Raw genomic sequence first — 20,614 nt, forward strand, 5'->3', positions numbered from 1 at the left:
TGATCGTGGGATGGCTGAAGTAGCGATTGCAGGAGCAACTGCCTTTCACCGCCTCTAAAGGCCAGTGCCCCTCATGTGGGAGCGGCCTCGCGCCGCGATGGGCCGCGAAGCGGCCCCGGCAAGGCAAGATGCGAAGCTAGAATACTGGGACTGCTACGCAGCACATTGCAGTAACTTACAGGCCAGACATCTTCTCAATAGCGGCCTTTAGCTCATCATCCGAACAATCCGCGCAGGTGCCCTTCGGCGGCATGGCGTTGATGCCCGTGATGGCCTTGGCCAGGATGCCATCCAACCCACCCTGGTGGTCGGCACGCTCCTTCCAGGCTGCGCTGTCGCCCACTTTCGGCGCGCCGAGCAGGCCCGTGCCGTGGCAGGCCGTGCAATGCTTGGCGATGATGTCGTCGGGCGTTCTGGCAGACCCGGCGCCAGCGCTGGCGGTCACGGCCATGCCCTTGCATTCCTGGCCCTGGATACACACCTTGCCGACTGGCTCCAGGCGCTTGGCGATATCGTCATTGGTCGCAGCGGTAGCGGTAATTGCCCACAGGGCCAGTACGGCGGCCGGGATGGCCAGCATCTTCTTGACTTGATTCACGCGAACACCCTCATGGTGGCTAATCATGCTCGCGGCCACGGATCCTCGAGCGCCGAAAAGTATAACGGCAAGCCCGAAGCCGGGAAACGACCCTACACAGGAAAGGGGTATTGACGCGTCAATGCACTGCGCTGGATCAAAAGTTCGAGGGGGTGGCGGCGCTGATCAAGCGTGCTGGCTGTTCGAACGGGTTGCGAAAACGGTGCGGGCGGGTGCTTTCGAAGTAATAGCTGTCGCCTGCTTCGAGAATGAACAGCTCGGTACCGACCACCAATTCCAGGCGGCCTTCAAGCAGAATGCCAGTCTCTTCGCCATCATGGGTCAGCATTTCGGCACCGGTGTCGGCGCCGGGCGGGTACACCTCGGTCAGAAAAGCGATGGCACGGTTGCGGTGCGATTTGCCAACCAGCTTCATGGTCACCGCACCATCGGAGATGTCGATCAGTTCGTGGGCTTTGTAGACGATCTGCGCAGGGCTCTCGGGTTCGAGCTCCACGGAAAAGAACTCGACCATGGACATGGGAATGCCGCTCAGTACCTTGCGCAGCGAACTGATCGACGGGCTCACACTGTTTTTCTCGATCATCGAGATGGTGCTGTTGGTAACCCCCGCACGCTTGGCGAGTTCACGCTGGGACAGGCCCTTGAGCGTGCGGATGGCTTGCAGTCGTTCGCCGACGTCCAAAGCTGGAGCCTCCTGAGACGGGTTATGCGGGTGGATGTGAACGATATCATGGCAACGCCGTTCAGTATTTACAACACACCACCCGCCTGACGCCCTAGTCCCCAATGTATTCCCGGGGCACCCGCTTGAGATTGCAGAAGATCTGGTAAGGAATGGTACCGGCCTGGCTCGCCACCTCAGCGGCATGCACCTGCTTGCCCCATAGTTCGACTGGGCTGCCGACGGTCGCCTGCGGCACGTCGGTCAGGTCGATGCTCAGCATGTCCATCGACACGCGACCGATGAGCAGGGCCCGGCTGCCAGCAACCATGACCGGCGTACCGTTGGGCGCCTGGCGAGGGTAACCGTCGGCGTAGCCCATGGCGACCACGCCTACACGGGTGGGCCGCGTGCTGACGAACGTGGCGCCGTAACCCACCGGCTCGCCGGCCGGCAGCTCCCGCACACTGATGACCCGCGACTGAAGTGTCATGACCGGCTGCAGGCGTTGGGCCTGAGCTTGAGGCATATCGAACGGCGTTGCGCCGTAGAGCATCAGCCCTGGGCGCACCCAATCACCGGCTGCCTGGGGCCAACCTAGCACGGCTGGAGAGTTGCGCAGGCTGCACTCTGCTGCCAAGCCCTGGCGCGCGGTTTCGAAAACGGCAATCTGCTCGGCCGTGGCCTGCGCACCCAGCTCATCGGCACGGGCGAAATGGCTCATGAGCACAATGCGCCCTACCTTGCCGCAGGCCAGCAGGCGCTCATAGGCATCGCGATAGTCCTTGGGATGCAGCCCTACACGGTGCATGCCGGTATCGAGCTTGAGCCAGACGGTGAGCGGGCTGGCCAGCGGGCTTTTCTCGATGGCCTCCAATTGCCAGGCCGAATGCACGACGCACCACAGGTCATGTTCGACGATCAACGGCAGCTCACTGGCCTCGAAGAAGCCCTCCAGCAGCAGGACCGGGCCCCTGATGCCGGCCGCACGCAGCTCCAGCGCCTCCTCGATGCAGGCCACGGCAAACCCGTCCGCTTCGGGCTCGAGCGCCAACGCGCAGCGCACAGCACCATGGCCGTAGGCGTCGGCCTTGATCACGGCAAGCGCCTTGGCACCGGTCAGTTCACGGGCGAGACGGTAATTGTGGCGCAGGGCCTGGAGGTCGATCAGGGCACGGGCGGGGCGCATGCGGCTGCCTTAAAAGTCATACGGGTTGAAATCGAAGCTGGGGCATTCGCAGGTCACCGGCGAATACCCCAATGGATGGCTTACTGCTGATGGGCAGGCGAACCATGCCCGTGACGGGCCACTTCGCGGCTACTGCCATAGCGCGAGATGTCCAGCCCCTCTGCACTGATCTGCGGTTTCTTGCGCGCGATCAGGTCAGCCAGCAGACGACCCGAGCCACAGGCCATGGTCCAGCCCAGCGTGCCGTGCCCTGTATTGAGGAACAGGTTACGGAAGGCGGTTGCACCCACGATGGGGGTACCGTCTGGCGTCGCGGGACGCAGCCCAGTCCAGAAACTGGCCTGGCGCAAATCACCGCCGCGAGGATAAAGGTCGTTGACGATCATCTCCAGTGTTTCGCGTCGGCGGGGGTTGAGCGACAGGTCGAAGCCGGCGATCTCAGCCATGCCTCCAACACGGATACGGTTGTCGAAACGGGTGATGGCGACCTTGTAGGTTTCGTCGAGGATGGTCGAGGCAGGCGCCATGTCACCGTTGGTGATGGGTACGGTCAGGGAGTAGCCCTTCAACGGATAGACCGGCGCCTTGATGCCTAGGGGCTTGAGCATCTGCGGCGAATAGCTGCCCAATGCCAGCACGTAGCGGTCGGCGGTTTCGAGCTTGCCATCGATCCAGACACCGTTGATGCGGTCACCTGCATGATCCAGGCGCTGGATGTCCTGCCCGAAGCGGAACTCCACGCCCAGGTTGCGGGCCATTTCTGCCAGCTTGGTGGTGAACAACTGGCAATCGCCGGTCTGGTCGTTGGGCAGGCGCAGGGCGCCGGCGAGAATGCCCTTCACACTGGCCAGGGCAGGCTCGACGCGGGCGATGCCATCGCGGTCGAGCAATTCATAAGGCACGCCTGACTGCTCAAGCACGGCGATATCCTTGGCAGCTGCATCGACCTGGGCCTGGGTACGGAACAGCTGGGTGGTGCCCAGGCTACGGTTCTCGTACGCGATTCCGGTTTCGGCGCGCAGTTCGTCGAGGCAGTCGCGGCTGTACTCGGACAACCGCACCATGCGCTCCTTGTTCACGGCATAGCGGTTGGCCGTGCAGTTGCGCAGCATCTGGGCCATCCACAGGTACTGGTCTACGTCACCGGTCAGCTTGATGGCAAGCGGAGCGTGGCGCTCGAGCAGCCATTTAACGGCTTTCAGAGGCACCCCCGGCGCCGCCCACGGCGAGGCATAGCCAGGCGAGATCTGGCCGGCGTTGGCAAAGCTGGTTTCCATGGCCACCGCTGGCTGGCGGTCCACCACCGTCACTTCGAACCCTTGCCGGGCCAGGTAATAGGCACTGGCGGTTCCGATCACGCCGCTACCAAGTACCAGAACTCGCATCGTTTCTTTCCCCTCGCGGCCTGCCGCGGTGTGTTGTTGGACTGCCATTGATGGGCGAAGTATAGGAATTCGAGAGCAGTGCAATTCACTATATAAAAGCCTATTATTGGCGAGAATTCTCGGCACAATGGCCTTTGACGGAGGGGCATCCCCTATGAGAACCCAGCATCAAAGTAAGCGTGAGCTGGACAAGATCGACCGGAACATCCTGCGCATCCTGCAGAACGACGGGCGTATCTCCTTCACCGAACTGGGCGAAAAGGTCGGCCTCTCCACCACGCCGTGCACCGAGCGCGTGCGCCGGCTGGAACGTGAAGGCATCATCATGGGCTATAACGCCCGCCTGAACCCACAGCACCTCAAGGGCAGCCTGCTGGTCTTCGTGGAAATCAGCCTGGACTACAAGTCTGGCGATACCTTCGAGGAGTTTCGCCGGGCAGTCCTGAAGCTGCCGCACGTGCTCGAATGCCACCTGGTTTCCGGCGACTTCGACTACCTGGTCAAGGCGCGCATTTCGGAAATGGCTTCGTATCGCAAGCTGCTTGGCGACATCCTGCTCAAGCTGCCCCACGTGCGTGAGTCCAAAAGCTACATCGTGATGGAGGAGGTGAAGGAAAGCCTCTGCCTGCCGATCCCGGACTGACGCCGGGCCCTACCGCAAACGCCTAGACCAGCACTTGCCGGGTGGTGGCAATGAACTGGTGCACCAGTTGCTCGGCCGCAGGGTCGATCATGGGTTCGGGCCCACGCCCACGCGGGCAGGCCAGTCGTGGGGTGGTACCGAACAGGCGACAGATCAGTGGCCGCTCTTCATATACCGTGCAGCCCTGGGGCCCCAGGTGCACGCAGTCCAGGCGCTCCAGGGCAGCGTCCTGTTCGGCCTGGGATTTGCGCGGCAGCCGAGCCATCTCTTGCGCCGAGGTGGTAACCGGTCCGCAGCAGTCATGGCAGCCAGGCTCGCATTCGAACGAAGGGATGAGTTCGCGCAGGAAGTGGATCTTGTGGCGGTCGCAGGACATGACGAGGCACAGGTTGAAAAGGTCCGCCCATTATAGGCCGGTTGCCCGCCCTGGGCCTGCGGCTTATTCTCCCGTTCCAGCCCACGCACCAGGACTCGTCCAATGATCCACAGCGCGCAGCACGCCGCTTCCTACTACGCCGCCAGCAGCGCGCCTCACCCTGATCATGCCTATCTGCAAGGCGAGCACACCGCCGATGTGTGCATCATCGGTGGTGGCTACTCCGGTTTGAACACGGCCCTGGAGTTGGCCGAGCGTGGCTTCTCGGTGATCCTGCTCGAAGCGCGCAAGATCGGCTGGGGCGCCAGTGGGCGCAACGGTGGGCAGTTGATCCGCGGGGTCGGCCATGGTCTGGAGCAGTTCCTGCCGGTCCTCGGCGAGCAGGGCGTTCGCGACTTGCAACTGATGGGGCTGGAGGCCGTGCAGATCGTGCGCGATCGTGTAGCGCGGCACGCCATCGCCTGCGACCTGACCTGGGGCTATTGCGACCTGGCCAACAAGCCGGCGCAAATGGCGGGCCTGGCCGAAGAGGCCGAACACTTGCGCAGCCTGGGTTACGCCCACGAACTGCGGCTGGTCGCAAAGGATGACATTCACGATGTGGTGGGCTCGCAGCGCTATGCAGGCGGGCTGGTGGACATGGGCTCTGGCCACTTGCACCCCCTTAACCTGGCGTTGGGCGAAGCCGCGGCAGCCGCGCGCCTGGGTGTGAAACTCCACGAGCAGTCCGAGGTGACCCGCATCGACTATGGCCCGCAGGTGCAGGTACACACCGCCCAGGGCCGGGTCAGGGCGCATACGCTGGTCCTGTGCTGCAACGCCTACCTCAATGGTTTGAACGGTGAGCTGGGCGGCAAGGTATTGCCCGCCGGCAGTTACCTCATCGCCACCGAGCCGCTGGGTGAAGCGCGCGCACGCTCGCTGTTGCCACAGAACATGGCCGTGTGCGACCAGCGCGTGGCGCTGGACTACTACCGCCTGAGCGCAGATCACCGGCTGCTGTTCGGCGGCGCTTGCCATTATTCCGGGCGCGATCCAAAGGATATCGCCGCCTACATGCGGCCCAAGATGCTGCGCGTGTTCCCTCAGCTGGCCGACGTACGCATCGATTACCAGTGGGGCGGCATGATCGGGATCGGCGCCAACCGCCTGCCCCAGGTGGGCCGCCTGCCTGATCAGCCGAACGTTTACTACGCCCAGGCCTACGCAGGCCACGGGCTGAACGCTACTCACCTGGCCGCCCGCCTGCTCGGGGAAGCCATCAGCGGCCAGCAAAGCGGGCGTTTCGACTTGTTTGCCAAGGTGCCACACATGACGTTCCCAGGCGGCAAGCACTTGCGCTCACCCTTACTGGCCTTGGGCATGCTGTGGCACAGGCTCAAGGAGCTGGTGTGAAAGCAGTCACGGCTTCCAGAAAGGCTTGCAGCCTTCTGAGCGCGCCTCTTGCCAGCTGAGACCCACATCGCGCAGTTCATGGTCGCTCAACTGTAACAGCGCCCTGCGGGTGTGCCAGCGGCGCAACATCAGCCGCCAGCGGCTCAAAGCCTGGGGCGCAGCGTGGGTTTTGCTTCGCTGCAGGGCCTCTTTTTCGCCTACCGACTGTTCGATGCGCACATCGCTCAAGCTTCCCATCGCTGCTGTCTCCCTTTTGATGACAATGTGGGGACAGCATGCGGGGTGCACGGCCTGACAATACAGATCCAAAAAAGCGTTATTATTTGGATACAGATCGGGCTTCCAGGTAACTGAATGCTGCCTTTTCTGCCAATCTGTATGGTGCGTTGATCGGTGCAGCCCAGGAGTATGACGTGACGCTCTATCTGAACCTTGCCGAGGTACTCGGCGCGCGTATCGAACAGGGCCTCTATCGGCCCGGCCAGCGGCTGCCATCGGTGCGGGCACTGAGCGTGGAGCATGGGGTGAGCCTGAGCACCGTGCAGCAGGCCTACCGCATGCTCGAAGACAGTGGCATGGTCTCGCCACGGCCAAAGTCCGGCTACTTCGTGAGCGACCATCGCCACCTGCCGGCCTTGCCGGCGGTCAGCCGGCCAGCCCAGCGCCCGGTGGACATTTCCCAATGGGAGCAGGTTCTGGAGCTGGTGCGCAGTACCCCGCAACCGGGGGTGATACAGCTTGGACGGGGCATGCCGGACATCGAGAGCCCTACCCTCAAGCCGCTGTTGCGCAGCCTCGCCAGGCTCAGCCGTCGGCAGGACATGCCCGGGCTGTATTACGACAATATTCACGGCAACCTGGCCTTGCGTGAACAGGTGGCACGCCTGGCCCTGGACTCTGGTTGCAGGCTCTCGCCCTCTGAGTTGGTGGTGACGACAGGCTGCCACGAAGCCCTGTCGTGCAGCATCCGCGCCGTGTGCGAGCCTGGCGATATCGTTGCGGTGGACTCGCCCAGCTTCCATGGCGCCATGCAGACGCTCAAGGGCCTGGGCATGAAGGCGCTGGAGATCCCCACAGACCCGGTGACGGGCATCAGCCTCGAGGCGCTCGAACTGGCCCTTGACCAGTGGCCGATCAAGCTCATCCAGATCACCCCAAGTTGCAACAACCCACTGGGCTACATCATGCCCGAGGCTCGCAAAAAGGCCCTGTTGAACCTTGCACAGCGCTACGACGTCGCCATTCTCGAGGACGATGTCTACGGTGACCTGGCCTATACCTACCCTCGGCCACGGACGGTCAAGTCATTCGATACGCAAGGCCGCGTACTGTTGTGCAGTTCATTTTCCAAGACGCTTGCCCCTGGCCTGCGTGTCGGTTGGGTAGCGCCTGGGCGCTACCTGGAGCGGGTCCTGCACATGAAGTACATCAGCACGGGCAGCACCGCCAGTCAGCCTCAATTGGCGGTGGCGGACTTCATCGCCAACGGGCATTACCAACCCCATTTGCGGCGCATGCGCAGCCAGTACCAACGCAGCCGTGAATTGATGAGCGACTGGGTGACCCGGTATTTTCCGCAGGGCACCCGCGTAAGCCGTCCGCAAGGCGGCTTCATGCTGTGGGTGGAATTGCCGGAACATTTCGATACCTTGCAGCTCAATCACGCCTTGTTGGAGCAAGGCGTACAAGTGGCCGTGGGCAGCATCTTTTCCGCTTCCGGCAAGTTCCGTCACTGCCTGCGCATGAACTTCGCCGCCAGGCCCACTGCGCAAATCGAGGCGGCGGTGCGCAAGGTTGGTGAGACCGCCCAACGCTTGCTGGACGAGGACATCGTCGCGACGTAACTTTGCGTTGCCCGCCACTGTCCAATCCCAAAGCCCTGCTGCACAGGACGATCCACCGTTGAAACTCCAGCGAGCCCTACCCTTGCTGCTGACGCTGCTGCTCGGCGTCTGCGGCTGCGCCAGCGTCGATACGCCGCGCCAAACCAGTCAAGCCCTGCCCGCCGATGGCTCGGCGTTCGGCCGCTCGGTGCTGCGCCAGGCAGCCCCTTATGAAGGCCGTTCCGGCTTTCGCCTACTCCCCAACAGCAACGAGGCTTTCCGGGCGCGCGCCGAGCTGATACGCAATGCGCAGGCCAGCATCGACGTGCAGTACTACATCGTCCATGACGGACTCAGCACCCGCGCCCTGGTCCATGAGCTGTTGCGGGCGGCCGACCGGGGCGTGCGCGTACGCATTCTGCTGGACGACACCACCAGTGACGGCCTGGATGCAATCATGGGCACCCTCGCCGCCCACCCGAACATCCAGATCCGTGTGTTCAACCCCCTGCACCTGGGGCGCGCCACCGGGGTCACACGCGCCATGGGCCGGTTGCTCAATCTGTCGCGTCAGCACCGACGCATGCACAACAAGCTGTTCCTGGTGGACAACAGCATGGCCATCGTCGGCGGGCGAAACCTGGGCGACGAGTACTTCGATGCCGAGCCCAACCTGAACTTCACCGACATCGATCTGCTGGGTGTGGGCCCTATAGCAGAACAGTTGGGACACAGCTTCGATCAGTACTGGAACAGCGCCCTGAGCCGCCCGATCACCGATTTCCTCTGGCACCAGCCCAATGCCGGCGACCTGCGTACCAGCCGCCATCGGCTGGAAGTCTCGCTGGCCGAAGCCAGAACCCGGCGCAAGGTCTTGTACGACCGCTTGATGGCCTACCAATCCCAGCCGCGACTGGACACCTGGCGCAACGAACTCATCTGGGCCCATGCCCAGGCGCTATGGGACGCCCCCAGCAAGGTGCTGGCCGATGACGAGCCTGATCCACAGCTACTGCTGACCCGACAACTCGGCCCTGACCTGCGCGATGTGCGTCACGAACTGATTCTGGTCTCCGCTTATTTCGTACCCGGCGAACCGGGGCTGCTTTACCTCACCCAGAGTGCCGACGCGGGTATTTCAGTAAAGCTGTTGACCAACTCACTGGAGGCTACCGATGTGCCTGCCGTACACGGCGGTTATGCACCTTACCGCAAGGCGCTGCTGGAGCACGGGGTGAAGCTGTATGAAATGCGCCGCCAGCCCGGAGACCCCAGCGCGGGCAAACTGAGTTTCCATGGCAGCTCCAACTCCAGCCTGCACAGCAAGGCGATCGTGTTCGACCGTCAGAAGACGTTCATTGGCTCGTTCAATTTCGATCCACGCTCGGTGCTGTGGAACACCGAAGTCGGCGTACTGGTCGACAGCCCCGAACTTGCCGAATACACCCGTGCACTGGCGGTGCAGGGCATGGCACCGGCCCTGAGCTATCAGCCTGAGCTCGTGGCCGGCAAGCTGGTCTGGGTGACCGAGGAAGACGGACAGCGGCGGGTGCTCACGTCAGAGCCTGGTAGCCTGTGGCGACGATTCAATGCCTGGATCAGCAAGGCGGTCGGGCTTGAAAAGATGCTCTAGCGCTGCACCGTCACGCAGCCGCTGGCTCGAACGCTCCGCGCCGCCGGGTCAGCACCACAAGCCCAGCGGCGCCTGCTGCCATCAGCAGCGGCAAGGCATGCCCACTGATCCACTGGCTGCCTGCGCCGGCCAGCAACGGCCCAAGCAGGCAACCGATGCCCCACAGCTGGGCCACGTGGGCATTGGCCCGCACTAGAGCATCGTCTCGATAGAGCTCGCCGATCAACACCAGCGACAAGGTGAACAACCCCCCAGCGCTAGCGCCGAACAATACCCACACAGGCCAGATGGCCCAGGTGTGCAACAGCAGGGGGATGGCAAGGCTCGACCCCAGCAATGCCAGCGCGCAACCGGTGAACAGCGCGCGCCGCGACATATGGTCCGCCAGTGCGCCAATGGGCAACTGCAGCACCGCATCGCCGACCACTACCGTACTGACCATGAACAACGCGATTTCCGTGCTCAGGCCCTGTTGCAGGCAGTACACCGGCAGCAGGGTCAGGATCATGGCTTCGAACGAAGCGAACAACGCAATGGCCCAGGCGATCACGGGCAGCCTTCTGCAGAAGGCCAACAGGTCGGCAAAGGTGACGTTGCAAGCCTCTGTAGAGGGCGCGCCCCCGCGGCCCAGCAACAGCAAGGGCGATACCAGCAGCAGGCCGGTCGCCGCCCAGAAGCCGAAGTCGTCATCCGACCCCAGCATGCCCAGCACCAGCGGACCCGCCAGTTGGCTCAGCGCATAGCTACTCCCGTACAGAGCCACCAGCCGTCCGCGCCACTGCTCGACCACCAGTTGGTTGATCCAGCTCTCACCCAGCACGAACACCACGGTCAACGCCATGCCGATCAACAGCCGCAGCACCAGCCAAAGCGGATAGCTTGGCAGCAGGGCCAACAGGCCAATGGACAATGCCCCGCCCCACAGGCACAGGCGCATGGCCGCAGGCACGCCCACCCACCCGGCAAGCCGGCTGGCCAGGCTGGCGCCGGCCAGCACGCCCAAGGCAGGCATGGCGGCCATGACGCCAATGGCGAAGCTGCCATAACCCCAGGCTTCCAGACGCAAGGACACCAACGGCATGCTCACACCCAATGCGAGCCCGACACTCAGCACCGATGCCAGCACGGCAAAATAGGTTCCCCAACGCATGACGGCCTCCCAGGCAGCATTCTTGTACGGCAGAAACGACGAAGCCAGGACGGTATGCGCCGCCCCGGCCAGTGTTGGAATGTCAGGCCCCGCGGGCAGTCGAGCTTGCTCAGTCCCGGCTCAGCTCGCGAAAGCGTGCCAGGGCCTTGGAAGCCGACCTGCCGAGGGGCCGCTGGACTTACAGCTTGATCCAGGTGGCCTTGAGCTCGGTGTACTTCTCCAGCGCGTGCAGCGACTTGTCACGGCCGTTACCCGACTGCTTGAAGCCACCGAATGGTGCAGTCATGTCGCCGCCATCATATTGGTTGACCCAGACACTGCCGGCGCGCACGGCACGGGCCGTCCTGTGCGCCTTGGAAATGTCCGAAGTCCAGATGCCCGCCGCCAACCCATAGGGTGTGTCGTTGGCGATGGCAACCGCCTCCTCGGCCGTGTCGAAGGCAATCACGGACAGTACCGGGCCGAAGATTTCTTCCTGGGCGATTTTCATGGCATTGGTCACGCCGTCGAAGATGGTCGGCTCGACGTAGGTGCCGCCGGTATCTTCCAGCGTCCGCTTGCCGCCGGTCAGCAGCTTGGCGCCGTCCTTGTGGCCCGCCTCGATGTACGACAACACGGTATTCATCTGCTGGGTATCGACCAGTGCACCCACGGTGGTCTGCGGGTCTAGCGGGTTGCCGGGCTTCCAGGCCTTGAGGGCCTCGACCACCATGGGCAGGAAGGTGTCCTTGATCGAGCGCTCCACCAGCAAGCGCGAACCTGCGGTGCACACTTCACCCTGGTTGAAGGCGATGGCGCTGGCAGCAGCCTGGGCGGCGGCCTCAAGGTCTGGCGCGTCGGCGAAGACGATGTTCGGGCTCTTGCCACCGGCTTCCAGCCAGACGCGCTTCATGTTCGACTCGCCTGCATACACCATCAGCTGCTTGGCGATCTTGGTCGAACCGGTGAATACCAGGGTATCGACGTCCATGTGCAGGGCCAGGGCCTTGCCCACGGTGTGGCCATAGCCAGGCAGCACGTTCAGCACACCTGCTGGGATACCGGCTTCCACTGCCAACTGAGCGATGCGAATAGCGGTCAGCGGCGACTTCTCGGAAGGTTTGAGCACGACCGAGTTGCCCGTAGCCAACGCTGGGCCCAACTTCCAACTCGCCATCAGCAGCGGGAAGTTCCAGGGAACGATGGCACCCACCACGCCCACTGGCTCGCGTGTGACCAGGCCCAGTTGATCGTGCGGCGTCGGAGCGACTTCGTCGTACACCTTGTCGATGGCTTCGGCTGTCCAGTGAATGGCATTGGCAGCGCCTGGGATATCGATGCTGGAGGAGTCACCGATCGGTTTGCCCATGTCCAGTGTTTCGAGCAGCGCCAGCTCTTCGACGTTCTTGCGCAGCAAGTCGGCGAAGCGGATCAGGATGACCTTGCGCTTGGCTGGGGCCAGCTGTGACCATACGCCCGAGTTGAAGGTCGCGCGGGCGTTTTCGACCGCGCGGTTGGCGTCGGCCAGGTCGCAGCTGGCAACCTTGGCCAGGAAGCGTCCGTCGACCGGGCTCAGGCACTCGAAGGTTTCACCGGATGCGGCATCGGTGTATTCGCCGTTGATGAAGGCGCGGCCTTCGATCTTCAGTTGCTGGGCACGTTGTTCCCAGTCTGCACGAGTCAGGGTGGTCATACGAAACTCCTCCTCTTGTTTAGGTGCAACGCTGCACTGAGGACTTGCAGGCGTTGTCGGGGGTCCGGGCGTGCGACAGGCGCACACAGGCATGCGATACCCTAAACCAGCGCTTTCAAACTATCAATATATTTGACACTATCAGCTCAAACGCCCAGTGATGTTAATTTTATTGAACATACAGGAGCCTCTTTATGAGTATCGACAGTATCATCGACTTCGCCCAGGCCATCACCGAGGCCGAGCGCTATCGCCCCGCAGCCGAAAAAGTGCTCAAAGGCGAGCCGGACCAGGCCGTGTACAACCACTATGCAAGCCCCTGCGGGCAGTTTGCCGCTGGCGTCTGGGAGGGGGAAGTGGGCCAGTGGGAGGTCAACTACACCGAGCATGAGTACTGCGAAATCGTGCAGGGCGTGTCGGTGCTGCGCGACGAACAGGGCGCCAGCAAGACGCTGCGTGCGGGTGATCGGTTCGTCATACCCGCCGGATTCAAAGGGACATGGGAAGTGCTGGAGCCTTGCCGCAAGATCTATGCATTGTTCGAGCAGAAGTGATTCCTGGCCAGCTGACCCTTTCGGCCAGACATAAAAAAACCCGCCTCTCTTCAGAGGCGGGTTTTTTTCAGGTCGCCGATCAATTACTTGATCTTGGCTTCCTTGTACACCACGTGCTTGCGAACAACGGGATCGTATTTCTTGATCTCGATTTTGTCCGGGGTGGTGCGCTTGTTCTTGTCGGTGGTGTAGAAGTGGCCGGTACCGGCACTCGAAACCAGACGGATCAATTCACGCATGATGCTCTCCCTTAAACCTTGGCGCCAGCTTTACGGATGTCAACCAGTACGGCATCGATGCCGCGCTTGTCGATGATGCGCATGCCTTTGGCGGAAACGCGCAGACGCACGAAACGCTTCTCGGATTCAACCCAGAAACGGTGGTGCTGCAGGTTTGGCAGGAAACGACGACGGGTTTTGTTGTTTGCGTGGGAAATGTTGTTCCCGGTTACTGGACCCTTACCAGTAACTTGACAGACTCTCGACATGACTCAGCCCTCTAAAACCACATGCCCAACCCGGCATGGGTTGGCCGCTTAATCTCTCAGTCTTTGGCGCCGAGGCGCCGTGATTCTGGAGGTCTTATCGACCGGATTCGCTGATGCGACAGGCCGAGCCCCTAGAAAAGAGCGCTGCTTTATACCAGAAAGACTCGATTGCAACAATACCTGATCAACATTCGAGCCGAGGCAAACCGCCGCGAGCAGCATGACCGAAGGCCCTGTCAGGCGCCGACCGTTCGTCGCCAATATTGTAAAAAAGAGTGTGGTCATTTTCTGGCAGTCACACTAGGGTAGGCCTTTTCCAGACTGCACTGGCAGATGGGCCACTGACAGCCAAGGAGCCACCATGCGTGCCGCCGCCCTTTCCTTATTGTTCACCTCCCTGCTTGCCGTAGGTGCAGCCCAGGCAGCGCCACTGAGCGTTTGCAGCGAAGCCAGCCCCGAAGGCTTCGACGTGGTGCAGTACAACTCGCTGACCACCACCAATGCCACGGCCGATGTGCTGATGAACCGCCTGGTGGAATTCGACGCAGGCAAAGGCAAGGTGGTGCCGAGCCTGGCCGCCAGCTGGACGGTGTCGGCCGATGGCCTGGTGTACGATTTCACCCTGCGCGACAACGTGAAATTCCATACCACTGCCTATTTCAAGCCCAGCCGTACGCTCAATGCCGACGACGTATTGTTCAGCTTCCAGCGTATGCTCTACCCCGCTCACGCCTGGCACAAGACAGCGCCCGGCGGCTACCCCCATGCCCAGTCGCTGCAACTGGGCAGCCTGATCAAGACGATCGACGCGCCGGCGCCCAATACCGTGCGCTTTACCCTTACCCACCCGGATGCGACCTTCCTGGCCACCCTGAGCATGGGCTTTGCCTCAATCTATTCAGCCGAATATGCCGACAAGTTGCTCAAGGCAGGTACGCCCGAGAAACTCAACAGCCAACCCATCGGCACCGGGCCATTCGTCTTCCAGCGGTTCCAGAAGGACGCGGTGGTGCGCTATCGCGCCAACCCTGACTACTTTGCCGGCAAGCCAGCCGTCGACCCACTGATCTTCGCCATCACCACCGATGCAAACGTGCGCCTGCAGAAACTCAAGCGCAACGAGTGCCAGGTAGCCCTGTCGCCCAAGCCACTGGACATTGCCGAGGCCAGCCAGGACAGCAGCCTCAAGGTGGCCAGCACGCCAGCGTTCATGACGGCATTCATCGCGCTCAACAGCCAGCACCCACCACTGGACAAGCCAGAGGTGCGCCAGGCCATCAACCTGGCCTTCGACAAACAGGCCTACGTGAAAGCTGTTTTCGAAGACTCGGCGATTGCGGCCAATGGCCCGTATCCGCCCAATACCTGGAGCTATGCCAAGGACCTGCCCGGTTACCCACTGGATGTGAAGAAAGCCAAGGCCCTGCTGGCCAAGGCCGGTCTGGCGGACGGCTTCAGCACAACGATCTGGACACGCCCTTCCGGTAGCCTGCTCAACCCCAACCCTAGCCTGGGCGCGCAGATGCTGCAGGCTGATCTCGCCAAGGTGGGCATCAAGGCTGAAATTCGGGTGATCGAATGGGGCGAACTCATCCGCCGCGCCAAGGCCGGCGAGCATGACCTGCTGTTCATGGGCTGGGCAGGCGACAACGGCGACCCGGATAATTTCCTCACCCCGCAGTTCTCCTGTGCAGCGGTCAAATCCGGGACCAACTTCGCGCGGTTCTGTGACAATCGCCTGGATCAGCTGATCAGTGCCGGTCGCACCACCAATGATCAGAGCGTGCGCAGCCGGCTGTACCAGCAGGCGCAGACCCTGATCCAGCAGCAGGCGCTGTGGGTGCCATTGGCGCATCCGACGGCGGCGGCCCTGCTGCGTCAGGGTGTCGAGGGTTATCAGGTCAACCCGTTCGGCCGGCTGGACTTCAGCAAGGTGAGCGTGACCAAGTAGGCCTCGATCACGCTTGAGCGTTGCGGTGATCGGGGAAGGCGCCACCCTTACCCCAGTCATGACAGGTCATCCTGAACTGCGCCGCGCTCGCGGTGGCGTGCCCTAAGCCACGACCCACCCGTGCTCGGCCATGGACAGCGGCTCCCCGTCGCCAATGATGATGTGATCCAGCACACGTACATCGATCAAGGCCAGCCCACGCTTGAGCGAAAGAGTCAGGTGCACATCCTCTTTGCTGGGTTCGCTGTTGCCCGAAGGGTGGTTGTGACAGAGGATCAGCGCCGCGGCGTTGTGCATCAATGCACGCCGCACCACTTCCCGCGGATAGACACTGGCTCGGTCGATGGTACCCCTGAACAGGATCTCGAACGCCAACGGTCGGTGCTTGGTGTCCAGAAACAGGCAACCGAACACCTCGCTGGGTTCATGGCGCAGCATGGCCTTGAGGTAGCGCCGTACGGCCTGGGGTTCCTCCAGCGCCGCTGCGCGGGTGATCCCTTCATCGAGGTAGCGGCGACCAATTTCCAGCAATGCCTGCAGCTGTGCGTATTTGACCTCCCCTATGCCAGGCTCGCGCAAGACCGCCCGCCGATCGGCCTCGAGAAACGGCCGCAAGCCGCCAAAGCGCACCAGCAGGCCGCGCGCCAGGTCGAGCACATTGCGCCCTGCAACGCCTGACCCCAGCAGCACAGCCAGCAGCTCGGCGTCAGACAGCACCCCCGCCCCACGCTGCAGTAGCTTTTCCCTTGGCCGATCCTGAGCCGGCCATTCCCTGATGTTCATCGCTGCCCTGCCCTTGCTGCGGCCCATTTCGGCCCTGTGTTAATCTATTTGCCCTCGTACATGCGACGTTCTGCCGCACGCAGTTCCTGTCGCCGCCCGCTTTCACTGGAAAAAGGCAACCCTATGCAGCGGCTGTATCGCAAGCGCATCGTTCTTGGCGTCGGTGGTGGCATCGCCGCCTACAAGAGCGCCGAACTGATCCGCCGACTCCTGGAGCACGGCGCCCAGGTGCGTGTCGTCATGACCCGCGGTGGCGCTGAATTCATCACGCCGCTGACCTTGCAGGCGCTGTCCGGCCACCCGGTGCACCTGGACCTCCTCGACCCGGCAGCAGAGGCGGCCATGGGCCATATCGAGCTGGCCAAATGGGCTGACCTGGTACTGATCGCTCCGGCCACCGCCGACCTCATGGCACGCCTGGCCCAGGGCATGGCCGATGACCTGTTGACGACCCTGGTACTGGCCACCGATGCCACCGTTGCCGTCGCCCCGGCCATGAACCAGGCCATGTGGCGTGACGCTGCCACCCAGGCCAACCTCCAGGTGCTCAGGAGCCGCGGCATTCAGGTGTTCGGCCCTGCCTCGGGCAGCCAGGCCTGTGGCGACGTAGGCCTGGGCCGCATGCTCGAGGCCACCGACCTGGCCTGGTGCGCCGCCGAGAGCTTCAAGCGCCAGGCATTGACCGGCAAGCACGTGCTGATCACCGCCGGCCCCACCCAGGAGAACATCGACCCGGTGCGCTACATCACCAATCATAGCTCCGGGAAGATGGGCTTTGCCCTAGCCGAGGCGGCCGCCGAAGCCGGGGCTCGGGTGACCCTCGTGACCGGCCCTGTGCACCTGCCCACCCCCGACAGGGTCAGCCGTATCGACGTGGTCAGCGCGCGGGACATGCTGGCGGCCTGTGAGGCGGCCATGCCATGCGACCTGTTCATCGCGTCGGCGGCGGTGGCGGACTACCGCCCAGAGGTGATAGCGCCACAAAAACTGAAGAAAGATCCCACGACTGGCGATGGCATGCTGCTGCAGATGGTGCGCAATCCCGATATCCTTGCCACCCTGGCCGGTCGCACCGACCGCCCTTTCAGTGTCGGCTTCGCCGCCGAGACCGAACACTTGCTCGATTACGCCACGCGCAAGCTCAAGGATAAAAACCTCGACCTGATCGTCGCCAACGATGTGGCCAACCCCAGCATCGGCTTCAACAGTGAAGAGAACGCCTTGACCGTGATTGATCGCCAGCAGCACCAGACCCTCTTCGCGCAGACCAGCAAGGGCAAGATCGCCCGCCAGCTGGTTGCCTTCATCGCCGAACGGCTCAACCAGGTTCAATAAGTTACATGCACGCATTACAAGCCAAGATCCTCGACCCACGCCTGGGTACCGAATTTCCGTTGCCGCAATACGCCACGCCGGGCTCCGCTGGCCTTGACCTGCGCGCCCTGCTCGCGCAAGACACGGTGCTCGAACCCGGCCAGACGGTGCTGATTCCGACAGGCCTGTCCATCCATATCAGCGACCCGGGTCTTGCCGCACTGGTGCTGCCGCGCTCGGGCCTGGGCCACAAGCATGGCATCGTGCTGGGCAACCTGGTTGGGCTGATCGATTCGGATTACCAGGGCGAGCTGATGGTGTCGTGCTGGAACCGCGGCACCACCACCTTCACCATCGCAGTCGGTGAGCGTATCGCCCAGCTGGTGCTCGTGCCCGTGGTACAGGCGCAGTTCGAGATCGTCGAGTCGTTCGACCAGAGCCAGCGCGGCGCCGGTGGCTTTGGTCATTCCGGCACCCGTTGAACCGGACATGAGCGAAATCGCCACGGATGGCGAACTCCGGGCCGTAACCTTCGTCCAAGCGCTCTGCGTGCGCCTGCAACCGAGCGCTTCTGACTGATGGGGTTTTCCAGATGAACGACATGGCCCCGGCGGTTCGCGCCCACTTGCCGCCAGGTATCTTTCGCGCTTACGACATCCGCGGCATCGTCGGCAAGACGCTGTACGCCGATACCGCCTACTGGATAGGCCGCGCCGTCGGCGCACAGAGCCTGGCCATGGGCGAACCCCAGGTCAGCGTGGGCCGCGACGGTCGCCTGTCCGGCCCACTGCTCGTCGAGCCTCTGATCCGCGGCCTGGTCGAGGCAGGCTGCCATGTGAACGACCTCGGTCTGGTGCCCACGCCGGCGCTGTACTACGCCACCCACGTACTAGGCAGCAAGTCGGGCGTGATGCTCACCGGCAGTCACAACCCCCCAGACTACAACGGCTTCAAGATCGTCATTGCCGGCGACACCCTGGCCAACGAGCAGATCCAGGCGCTGCTCGGCCGCTTGCAGGCCAATGACCTGACCTTGGGCACAGGGCATGTGCAACAGGTAGCAATTCTGGAGCGCTATTTCCAGCGGATCGTCAGTGACGTGAGACTGGCCAGAAAGCTCAAGGTGGTCGTGGACTGCGGCAATGGCGTCGCTGGCGTGATCGCACCGCAACTGATCGAAGCGTTGGGCTGCGAGGTGATTGCGCTGTTCAGCGAAGTGGACGGCAACTTCCCGAACCACCACCCCGATCCCAGCAAGACGCAAAACCTTCAGGTGCTGATCGACACGGTCAGGCGCACGGGTGCGGACCTGGGCCTGGCATTCGACGGCGACGCGGATCGCGTCGGTGTGGTAACCGAGGCCGGCAGCATCATCTACGCCGACCGCTTGCTGATGCTGTTTGCCCAGGATGTCTTGGCTCGCAACCCAGGCGCCGAAATCATCTTCGACGTCAAATGCACCCGACGCCTCATCCCCCTGATCGAACGATTGGGCGGTCGTACCCTGATGTGGAAGACCGGTCATTCGTTGATGAAGAAGAAGATGCAGCAGACCGGCGCCTTGCTGGCAGGCGAGATGAGCGGTCATATCTTCATCAAGGAACGCTGGTACGGTTTCGACGACGGCATCTACAGCGCTGCGCGCCTGCTGGAAATCCTCAGCAAGACCGAGCAGAGTGCCGAAACCGTATTCGCCGCGTTCCCCAACGATATTTCCACGCCGGAACTCAATATTGATGTGACCGACGAAGGTAAATTCAGCATCATTGATGCACTGCAACGCGACGCCGATTGGGGTGACGCGCGCCTGACCACCATCGACGGTGTGCGAGTGGACTATGCACAGGGCTGGGGCCTGGTGCGTGCCTCCAACACCACGCCGGTTCTGGTACTGCGTTTCGAGGCCGACAGCGAGGCCGAGTTGCAGCGTATCAAGGATGTTTTTCGCACGCAGTTGCTGCGGGTAGAGCCTGACCTGCAACTGCCGTTCTGACCGACTATCTGGCCCTCACAGGAGCCCTGCATGACCCTCGATCGCGATGCCGCCACCCACGTAGCCGAAGTGCTGTCCGAAGCCTTGCCCTACATTCGCCGCTTCGTCGGCAAGACGCTGGTGATCAAGTACGGCGGCAACGCGATGGAAAGCGAGGAGCTCAAGACGGGCTTCGCCCGCGACATCGTGCTGATGAAGGCCGTGGGCATCAACCCGGTGGTGGTGCACGGTGGCGGCCCGCAGATCGGTGATCTGCTCAAGCGTCTCTCCATCGAAAGCCATTTCATCGACGGCATGCGCGTGACCGATTCGGCGACCATGGACGTTGTGGAAATGGTACTGGGCGGCCAGGTCAACAAGGACATCGTCAACCTCATCAACCGGCACGGCGGCAGCGCCATCGGCCTGACCGGCAAGGACGCGGAGCTGATCCGTGCACGCAAGCTCACCGTCAGCCGCCAGACGCCGGAAATGACCACCGCCGAGATCATCGACATCGGCCATGTGGGTGAAGTGGTGAGCGTGAACACCGACCTGCTGAACATGCTGGTCAAGGGTGATTTCATTCCCGTGATCGCCCCCATCGGCGTCGGCATCAATGGCGAGTCCTACAACATCAATGCTGACCTGGTAGCAGGCAAGGTCGCCGAAGCGCTGCAGGCCGAGAAGCTGATGCTGCTGACCAACATCGCCGGACTGATGGACAAGCAGGGCCAGGTCCTGACCGGGCTGACCACAGAGCAGGTCAACGAGCTGATCGCCGACGGCACCATCTACGGTGGCATGCTTCCGAAGATCAAATGCGCCCTGGATGCGGTGCAAGGCGGCGTGAACAGCTCACACATCATCGATGGCCGCGTGCCGAACGCGGTGCTGCTGGAAATCTTCACCGACAGCGGCGTGGGTACCTTGATCACCAACCACAAGTCGCTTTCCTGACCTGCATGGCCCTGTCGCCGGCAACCGGTGACAGGGCCAAACTGGCGACACAAAAAAGGCGACCT

General features: G+C 62.5%; 21 protein-coding genes. 10 read left to right on the top strand and 11 right to left on the bottom strand.

Annotation, left to right across the window (positions count from 1 at the left end):
- Nucleotides 1-175: 175 nt before the first annotated feature.
- The 4 genes from ACF8R3_RS18970 to dadA form a co-directional block, all read right to left on the bottom strand.
- Complete coding sequence (locus ACF8R3_RS18970; RefSeq protein ID WP_228385158.1) at nucleotides 176-625, bottom strand: cytochrome c5 family protein; 450 nt, start codon at nucleotides 623-625, stop codon at nucleotides 176-178.
- Nucleotides 626-734: 109 nt separating this feature from the next.
- Nucleotides 735-1,283: a cupin domain-containing protein gene (locus ACF8R3_RS18975; RefSeq protein ID WP_023532512.1), complete on the bottom strand. Its 549-nt coding sequence runs from the start codon at nucleotides 1,281-1,283 to the stop codon at nucleotides 735-737.
- 94 nt (nucleotides 1,284-1,377) lie between these two features.
- Nucleotides 1,378-2,451, bottom strand: coding sequence for an alanine racemase (gene alr / locus ACF8R3_RS18980; protein ID WP_392516012.1), 1,074 nt, complete (start codon nucleotides 2,449-2,451; stop codon nucleotides 1,378-1,380).
- Between the two features lie 80 nt (nucleotides 2,452-2,531).
- Nucleotides 2,532-3,836, bottom strand: coding sequence for a D-amino acid dehydrogenase (gene dadA / locus ACF8R3_RS18985; RefSeq protein ID WP_392516013.1), 1,305 nt, complete (start codon nucleotides 3,834-3,836; stop codon nucleotides 2,532-2,534).
- Between the two features lie 154 nt (nucleotides 3,837-3,990).
- Here dadA and dadR point away from each other — a divergent pair, with 154 nt between their 5' ends.
- Nucleotides 3,991-4,479, top strand: coding sequence for a transcriptional regulator DadR (dadR, locus tag ACF8R3_RS18990; protein ID WP_003258963.1), 489 nt, complete (start codon nucleotides 3,991-3,993; stop codon nucleotides 4,477-4,479).
- A 22-nt stretch (nucleotides 4,480-4,501) separates the two neighbouring features.
- Here the strand turns inward: dadR and ACF8R3_RS18995 are convergent, their stop codons facing one another.
- Complete coding sequence (locus ACF8R3_RS18995) at nucleotides 4,502-4,855, bottom strand: YkgJ family cysteine cluster protein (RefSeq protein WP_023532519.1); 354 nt, start codon at nucleotides 4,853-4,855, stop codon at nucleotides 4,502-4,504.
- 102 nt (nucleotides 4,856-4,957) lie between these two features.
- On the opposite strand from ACF8R3_RS18995, the gene ACF8R3_RS19000 reads away from it, so the two are divergent.
- Nucleotides 4,958-6,250, top strand: coding sequence for an NAD(P)/FAD-dependent oxidoreductase (locus ACF8R3_RS19000; protein WP_392516014.1), 1,293 nt, complete (start codon nucleotides 4,958-4,960; stop codon nucleotides 6,248-6,250).
- Between the two features lie 6 nt (nucleotides 6,251-6,256).
- Here ACF8R3_RS19000 and ACF8R3_RS19005 read toward each other — a convergent pair whose 3' ends face one another.
- Nucleotides 6,257-6,487: a DUF1127 domain-containing protein gene (locus tag ACF8R3_RS19005; protein WP_078479345.1), complete on the bottom strand. Its 231-nt coding sequence runs from the start codon at nucleotides 6,485-6,487 to the stop codon at nucleotides 6,257-6,259.
- A gap of 176 nt (nucleotides 6,488-6,663) precedes the next feature.
- Here ACF8R3_RS19005 and ACF8R3_RS19010 point away from each other — a divergent pair, with 176 nt between their 5' ends.
- Together ACF8R3_RS19010 and ACF8R3_RS19015 are read left to right on the top strand one after the other, a co-directional pair.
- Nucleotides 6,664-8,094 (top strand): PLP-dependent aminotransferase family protein, encoded by a 1,431-nt coding sequence (locus tag ACF8R3_RS19010; RefSeq protein ID WP_392516015.1) that lies wholly within the window; start codon nucleotides 6,664-6,666, stop codon nucleotides 8,092-8,094.
- 58 nt (nucleotides 8,095-8,152) lie between these two features.
- The gene (locus ACF8R3_RS19015) at nucleotides 8,153-9,706 is read left to right on the top strand and encodes a phospholipase D family protein (RefSeq protein ID WP_392516016.1); all 1,554 of its coding nucleotides are present in this window, start codon (nucleotides 8,153-8,155) and stop codon (nucleotides 9,704-9,706) included.
- A 10-nt stretch (nucleotides 9,707-9,716) separates the two neighbouring features.
- On the opposite strand, the gene ACF8R3_RS19020 is transcribed toward ACF8R3_RS19015, so the two are convergent.
- Nucleotides 9,717-10,856 carry an MFS transporter gene (locus ACF8R3_RS19020; protein ID WP_392516017.1) on the bottom strand — a complete coding sequence of 380 codons (1,140 nt, stop codon included), beginning with the start codon at nucleotides 10,854-10,856 and terminating at the stop codon, nucleotides 9,717-9,719.
- Nucleotides 10,857-11,034: 178 nt separating this feature from the next.
- On the bottom strand, nucleotides 11,035-12,528 hold the full coding sequence (locus ACF8R3_RS19025; protein ID WP_392516018.1) for an aldehyde dehydrogenase: 1,494 nt from the start codon (nucleotides 12,526-12,528) through the stop codon (nucleotides 11,035-11,037).
- Nucleotides 12,529-12,722: 194 nt separating this feature from the next.
- Between ACF8R3_RS19025 and ACF8R3_RS19030 the strand changes: the two genes are divergently transcribed.
- Nucleotides 12,723-13,082, top strand: a complete 360-nt coding sequence (locus ACF8R3_RS19030; RefSeq protein ID WP_058602778.1) for a cupin domain-containing protein — start codon at nucleotides 12,723-12,725, stop codon at nucleotides 13,080-13,082.
- Nucleotides 13,083-13,165: 83 nt separating this feature from the next.
- On the opposite strand, the gene rpmG is transcribed toward ACF8R3_RS19030, so the two are convergent.
- Complete coding sequence (gene rpmG, locus ACF8R3_RS19035; RefSeq protein ID WP_003253507.1) at nucleotides 13,166-13,321, bottom strand: 50S ribosomal protein L33; 156 nt, start codon at nucleotides 13,319-13,321, stop codon at nucleotides 13,166-13,168.
- A gap of 11 nt (nucleotides 13,322-13,332) precedes the next feature.
- Nucleotides 13,333-13,569, bottom strand: coding sequence for a 50S ribosomal protein L28 (rpmB, locus tag ACF8R3_RS19040; protein ID WP_003253504.1), 237 nt, complete (start codon nucleotides 13,567-13,569; stop codon nucleotides 13,333-13,335).
- Between the two features lie 361 nt (nucleotides 13,570-13,930).
- Here rpmB and ACF8R3_RS19045 point away from each other — a divergent pair, with 361 nt between their 5' ends.
- On the top strand, nucleotides 13,931-15,520 hold the full coding sequence (locus ACF8R3_RS19045; protein ID WP_058602777.1) for an ABC transporter substrate-binding protein: 1,590 nt from the start codon (nucleotides 13,931-13,933) through the stop codon (nucleotides 15,518-15,520).
- 102 nt (nucleotides 15,521-15,622) lie between these two features.
- On the opposite strand, the gene radC is transcribed toward ACF8R3_RS19045, so the two are convergent.
- Entirely contained in the window at nucleotides 15,623-16,303 is a 681-nt protein-coding gene (gene radC / locus ACF8R3_RS19050; protein ID WP_100852697.1) for a DNA repair protein RadC, read from the bottom strand.
- 123 nt (nucleotides 16,304-16,426) lie between these two features.
- On the opposite strand from radC, the gene coaBC reads away from it, so the two are divergent.
- The 4 genes from coaBC (at nucleotide 16,427) to argB (ending at nucleotide 20,549) form a co-directional block, all read left to right on the top strand.
- Nucleotides 16,427-17,638 carry a bifunctional phosphopantothenoylcysteine decarboxylase/phosphopantothenate--cysteine ligase CoaBC gene (gene coaBC, locus ACF8R3_RS19055; protein WP_023532606.1) on the top strand — a complete coding sequence of 404 codons (1,212 nt, stop codon included), beginning with the start codon at nucleotides 16,427-16,429 and terminating at the stop codon, nucleotides 17,636-17,638.
- A 5-nt stretch (nucleotides 17,639-17,643) separates the two neighbouring features.
- A complete protein-coding gene (gene dut / locus ACF8R3_RS19060) occupies nucleotides 17,644-18,099 on the top strand; it encodes a dUTP diphosphatase (RefSeq protein WP_058638836.1) in 456 nt (151 codons plus the stop codon).
- 119 nt (nucleotides 18,100-18,218) lie between these two features.
- A complete protein-coding gene (locus ACF8R3_RS19065; protein WP_375335508.1) occupies nucleotides 18,219-19,610 on the top strand; it encodes a phosphomannomutase/phosphoglucomutase in 1,392 nt (463 codons plus the stop codon).
- 30 nt (nucleotides 19,611-19,640) lie between these two features.
- Nucleotides 19,641-20,549 (top strand): acetylglutamate kinase, encoded by a 909-nt coding sequence (gene argB, locus ACF8R3_RS19070; RefSeq protein WP_023532327.1) that lies wholly within the window; start codon nucleotides 19,641-19,643, stop codon nucleotides 20,547-20,549.
- The last annotated feature ends 65 nt before the right edge of the window (nucleotides 20,550-20,614 follow it).

It is taken from the genome of Pseudomonas sp. FYR_7 (assembly GCF_043106155.1).
Lineage (GTDB): Bacteria > Pseudomonadota > Gammaproteobacteria > Pseudomonadales > Pseudomonadaceae > Aquipseudomonas > Aquipseudomonas parafulva_B.

Bases quoted from the DNA above. Each gene is read 5' to 3' on its own strand.
- ACF8R3_RS19030 (WP_058602778.1), top strand. From the start codon at position 12,723: ATGAGTATCGACAGTATCATCGACTTCGCCCAGGCCATCACCGAGGCC.
- alr (WP_392516012.1), bottom strand. From the start codon at position 2,451: ATGCGCCCCGCCCGTGCCCTGATCGACCTCCAGGCCCTGCGCCACAAT.
- ACF8R3_RS19000 (WP_392516014.1), top strand. From the start codon at position 4,958: ATGATCCACAGCGCGCAGCACGCCGCTTCCTACTACGCCGCCAGCAGC.
- coaBC (WP_023532606.1), top strand. From the start codon at position 16,427: ATGCAGCGGCTGTATCGCAAGCGCATCGTTCTTGGCGTCGGTGGTGGC.
- rpmB (WP_003253504.1), bottom strand. From the start codon at position 13,569: ATGTCGAGAGTCTGTCAAGTTACTGGTAAGGGTCCAGTAACCGGGAAC.
- dut (WP_058638836.1), top strand. From the start codon at position 17,644: ATGCACGCATTACAAGCCAAGATCCTCGACCCACGCCTGGGTACCGAA.
- ACF8R3_RS19025 (WP_392516018.1), bottom strand. From the start codon at position 12,528: ATGACCACCCTGACTCGTGCAGACTGGGAACAACGTGCCCAGCAACTG.
- ACF8R3_RS19020 (WP_392516017.1), bottom strand. From the start codon at position 10,856: ATGCGTTGGGGAACCTATTTTGCCGTGCTGGCATCGGTGCTGAGTGTC.
- ACF8R3_RS18995 (WP_023532519.1), bottom strand. From the start codon at position 4,855: ATGTCCTGCGACCGCCACAAGATCCACTTCCTGCGCGAACTCATCCCT.
- argB (WP_023532327.1), top strand. From the start codon at position 19,641: ATGACCCTCGATCGCGATGCCGCCACCCACGTAGCCGAAGTGCTGTCC.
- ACF8R3_RS19065 (WP_375335508.1), top strand. From the start codon at position 18,219: ATGGCCCCGGCGGTTCGCGCCCACTTGCCGCCAGGTATCTTTCGCGCT.
- ACF8R3_RS19045 (WP_058602777.1), top strand. From the start codon at position 13,931: ATGCGTGCCGCCGCCCTTTCCTTATTGTTCACCTCCCTGCTTGCCGTA.
- radC (WP_100852697.1), bottom strand. From the start codon at position 16,303: ATGAACATCAGGGAATGGCCGGCTCAGGATCGGCCAAGGGAAAAGCTA.
- rpmG (WP_003253507.1), bottom strand. From the start codon at position 13,321: ATGCGTGAATTGATCCGTCTGGTTTCGAGTGCCGGTACCGGCCACTTC.
- ACF8R3_RS18970 (WP_228385158.1), bottom strand. From the start codon at position 625: ATGATTAGCCACCATGAGGGTGTTCGCGTGAATCAAGTCAAGAAGATG.
- dadR (WP_003258963.1), top strand. From the start codon at position 3,991: ATGAGAACCCAGCATCAAAGTAAGCGTGAGCTGGACAAGATCGACCGG.
- ACF8R3_RS19005 (WP_078479345.1), bottom strand. From the start codon at position 6,487: ATGGGAAGCTTGAGCGATGTGCGCATCGAACAGTCGGTAGGCGAAAAA.
- dadA (WP_392516013.1), bottom strand. From the start codon at position 3,836: ATGCGAGTTCTGGTACTTGGTAGCGGCGTGATCGGAACCGCCAGTGCC.